The 4,402-nt window shown below is 37.0% G+C and carries 4 protein-coding genes; all 4 read right to left on the bottom strand.

Features of this window, described 5'->3' with window-relative positions:
- Window positions 1-358, bottom strand: a 358-nt coding sequence (locus M663_RS0111340; RefSeq protein WP_029688991.1) for a transposase, incomplete at its 3' end; no start/stop codon positions are given.
- A gap of 105 nt (window positions 359-463) precedes the next feature.
- Complete coding sequence (locus M663_RS0111335) at window positions 464-2,395, bottom strand: aconitate hydratase (protein ID WP_029688990.1); 1,932 nt, start codon at window positions 2,393-2,395, stop codon at window positions 464-466.
- Between the two features lie 24 nt (window positions 2,396-2,419).
- A complete protein-coding gene (gene nifV / locus M663_RS0111330; RefSeq protein ID WP_004402522.1) occupies window positions 2,420-3,571 on the bottom strand; it encodes a homocitrate synthase in 1,152 nt (383 codons plus the stop codon).
- Window positions 3,572-3,702: 131 nt separating this feature from the next.
- On the bottom strand, window positions 3,703-4,402 hold a 700-nt coding region (locus tag M663_RS0111325; RefSeq protein ID WP_029688989.1), incomplete at its 5' end, for a transcription antiterminator.

The raw sequence follows: 4,402 nt of genomic DNA, 5'->3' as shown, positions 1-4,402 counted from the left end.
TGTCTGTCCCTTTGAATCTTCTTATGTAGTTCTGGCTAAATGTTAAAAAATGAGGTATTTCTTCTGTTAGCCCATACCCTAAAAACCACCTATATGCCACATTTGTTTTTATCTCTGATATTGTCCTCCTTATTGAGGGTATGCCAAAAAGATACTGAATAAACAGGATTTTTATTAATACTACTGGATCTATGCTTGGTCTGCCGTGATCTTCGGAATATTTGTCTTTTACTAAATCATATATGAAACTGAAGTCTATGACTCTTTCTATCTTCCTTAAAAGGTGATCTTTTGGAACTAACTGATCTATGCTTACAAATTCTATTTGATGTCTGGCATCCTGTTTCTTTGATAACATCTTGTTTCTCCTTTCCTCTTTTGCTTCATACTACTAAAAAAACAAGGAACCCTTTTCATCATAACGGGTTCCCGATATTTTGTCAACAGTCTGAAACCGGGAATATCACCCGGTTTTTTTAGTATTTTTACTTTTTACATAATTTATCATGCCACCTGCTATGAGTACTTCTCTGTTTCTATCTGAAACCTCAAGATCTACTTCAAAGGTTGTACCTTTTGTTTGGTTTTTCACTGTTATCCTGCCGCCTCTTTTTACTTGTTCTACCGCATTTTCTATCTTTAAAACATCCCCAACCTCAATGTCTTCATAATCTTTTTCATCTACAAAAGTAAGAGGAAGAATTCCACTATTTATAAGGTTTGCTTTGTGTATTCTCGCAAATGACTTTGCTATGACAGCCTTTACTCCCAGTTGAAGTGGAGCCAATGCCGCATGTTCTCGGCTAGAGCCTTGTCCATAGTTGCTTCCACCGACAATTATGCCACCGCCCCATTCAATCGCTCTTTTAGAAAAGTTTTCATCTATTATTTCGAAACAGTGTTTAGCAAGCTCAGGGATATTAGACCTTAAGGGTAACAATTTAGCATTTGAAGGCATTATATGGTCTGTAGTTATATCGTCTCCTACTTTAATTAGCACCTTCTTTTCTATATCAGAAAGAGGTGTATTGAGAGGGAATGGCTTTATATTAGGTCCTTTTATTATCTCCACCTTTTCCCTATCCTCTGGCGGTTTTATAATCATATTATCATTAATTTCAAATTTCTCCACATAAGGTACTTCAGGTGCTTCCCCTAACTCTCTCGGATCTATTAAATACCCTGTCAAAGCTGCAGCAGCAGCAACTTCAGGGCTTACGAGATAAACTGATGCCGACTTTGTACCACTTCTGCCGTAAAAGTTTCTATTAAAGGTTCTAATCGAAATTGCATCTGTTGCGGGAGCTTGACCCATGCCAATACAAGGTCCACAAGCACTTTCGAGTATTCTTGCACCTGCCGATATCAGGTCTGAAAGTGCACCATTTTTTGCAAGCATGTTAAGAACTTGTCTTGAACCAGGAGCAATTACAAGGCTTACATGTTCTGGAATAACCTTGCCTCTCAATATGGAAGCAACTTTCATTAAATCAGCATAAGAGGAATTTGTGCATGACCCTATAGCAACTTGGTCAACTTTTGGTCTGCCTGCATCTTTAACTTTTACAACATTATCAGGACTATGAGGGAGTGCTACTAATGGTTCCAGTTCATCAAGGTTTATTTCAATGACCTCATCATATTCTGCATCTTCATCGGCAGCCAAAGGCACAAATGCATCTTCTCTTCCTTGGGCTTTTAAAAATTCATAAGTCCTTTCATCTGAGGGAAAAATTGAAGTAGTAGCTCCTAACTCTGCTCCCATATTGGCAATTGTAGCTCTTTCGGGTACTGATAGAGTTTTTACCCCATCCCCTGAATATTCAAAAATCTTTCCAACTCCACCTTTTACAGTAAGTCTTCTTAAAAGCTCCAATATCACATCCTTTGCCGATACCCAAGGTCTAAGTTTCCCAGTAAGCCTTACATTGACAATGGAAGGCATAATAATCCTGTAAGGCTCTCCCGCCATAGCCAAAGCAACATCTAAGCCTCCTGCACCTATAGCTAACATTCCTAACCCACCTGCTGTTGGCGTATGGCTATCAGAACCTAAAAGAGTTTTCCCTGGCCTTCCGAATCTTTCAAGATGCACTTGATGGCAAATGCCATTTCCCGGCCTTGAAAAATATATGCCGTATTTTGCTGCAACAGTCTGGATGTATCTGTGGTCATCTGCGTTTTCAGGACCTTGCTGCAATGTATTGTGGTCAATATAAGCAACTGAAAGCTCAGTTTTTACTCTGTCTATCCCAAGAGCTTCTAATTGTAGGTACGCCATGGTACCAGTGGAGTCTTGAGTCAAAGTTTGGTCAATTTTAATGGCTATTTCTTGACCTTTTCTCATTTCTCCTTCGACAAGGTGAGAAGATAGTATTTTCTGTGTAAGATTCATTGCCTTCACTCCTGTAACATAATTTTATATAGCCTTTTCTCTGTTTTTGATAACATCCTCATAAAGGTACATGAGCTCTTTATCAAAAAGCGGTCTCTTAAGCTGTATAGCTAATTTTCTGACATGAGGCAAAAGTTGATTTGCTTCTTCTTCTGTTAAAACTCTGCCGTATTCTTTAAATTTATTTATAAGAGCCGCAGTCCCAGAATGCTTGCCTATCACAATCTGTCTTTCAAGGCCTACTTCATCAGGATTAAATATTTCATATGTGTGAGGATTTTTAAGGGCACCATCTACATGAATACCTGACTCATGGGCAAAGACATTTGTTCCAACTATAGCTTTCCATGCTGGTAACTGTCTTCCTGAGGCCAAAGCAACGTATTCAGAAATTTCCCTAAATCTAGTTGTATCTATTCCTAAATCTATTTTGTAGACGTGCTTTAATGCCATTACAACCTCTTCTAAAGCAGCATTTCCGGCTCTTTCGCCAAGGCCGTTTACTGTAACTCCTATAAACTTTGCCCCTGCTTTCATACCTGCAAGAGCATTGGCAGTAGCCATCCCAAAGTCGTTATGAGTATGCATTTCAATATCAATGTCAACAGCTTCTTTTATTGCCTTGACCATATCATATGTTTTAAAAGGATCTAAAAATCCTACAGTGTCGCAAAATCTCAAACGATCAGCTCCTGCTTGTTTTGCGCATTTTGCAAATTCAATAAGAAAATCCATATCCGTACGAGAAGCATCTTCTGCGTTGACAGAAACATATACACCTTCTTTTTTGGCAAACCTAACTGCTTCTGTCATATTGTCCAAAACCCATTGCCTTGACTTCTTAAGTTTGTGCTCAATGTGAATATCAGAAGTAGACACAGAAATTGCAACAGCATCAACGCCGCATTCCAAAGATTCCTGAACGTCTTTTACAACTGCTCTATTCCATGCCATTATACTGGCTTTTAACCCAAGCTTTGCAATTTTTGCAACTGTTTCCTTTTCATCCCCCCCCATTGTGGGAATGCCTACTTCTAATTGATCTATTCCAATTTCATCTAACATTTGCGCAATTCTGACTTTTTCGTTATTTGCAAATACAACACCAGCAGTTTGCTCTCCGTCCCTCAAAGTAGTGTCTACAATATAGACCGGTTTGCCTTTTTTAAAAGTCATTTCACTTCCCCCTTCAAAAACTCTTTATAACATATTTTATATGTAACCCCTTATAAAGTCAATAGTATTTTGCAATTTTGTATTATAAAAATTGCAAAACCCGAACTAAAATTACTTTTAGTTCGGGTTTGTTAAATAGTATTGATTAATCGCTGAATGTGTATTGCAATATATCCTATTTCTTCCTCAGGCACTTTCTTTCCTAACGTATCTTCTATTACTTTTGCTACTTGTGTTGCTATATTATAAGCTTTTTTGAATTTTTTCTTTATAGAGGCTAAAAGTTCATTTACCACAGGTGAATTTTTTTCTAATCTATCAATAGCAAAACGCAAGTGAGTTACAAGCCTTAGATAATCAATCGAATCCCTGTCAATATGTTTCCCTAGGTGGTTTTCAATTGTTGACACTAATTGAGATACCAATCTAGTATTTTTTAAAGTGTTTGATAAACCAGCATTTTCTAAAGCAGCATGCAAGTGAAGAGCTATAAAGCCTGCTTCATCCTCAGGAAGTGAAATGTTAAGTCTTTGATTTATCAATTCCAGCGCTTTTAATGCAATATTATAATCATCTTTATACAAAGCTTTTATTTCTATATTAAAAGGGTTTTTTATTTCTATTCCCATATTTATTCTTTCAATCGCAAAGGCAATGTGATCAGCAAGTGCAATGTGTATATGCTCATTAAGTTTCTTTCCTTTTATTCTTTCTGCCATCGCTATTATTTCTTCTGCAATCCCTATTACATCTCCTCTTATCTCTTCCATCAACTCAGAAAATTTAATTTTATTAACATCCTCTTGTACATAAAATATTTTTTCTAATTTA

The sequence above is a fragment of the Thermoanaerobacter sp. A7A genome, from assembly GCF_000445185.1.
Taxonomy (GTDB): Bacteria; Bacillota; Thermoanaerobacteria; order Thermoanaerobacterales; family Thermoanaerobacteraceae; genus Thermoanaerobacter.
The sequence above is the reverse complement of the archived record's forward strand: the minus strand, read 5'-3'. Positions and strand labels throughout refer to the sequence as shown.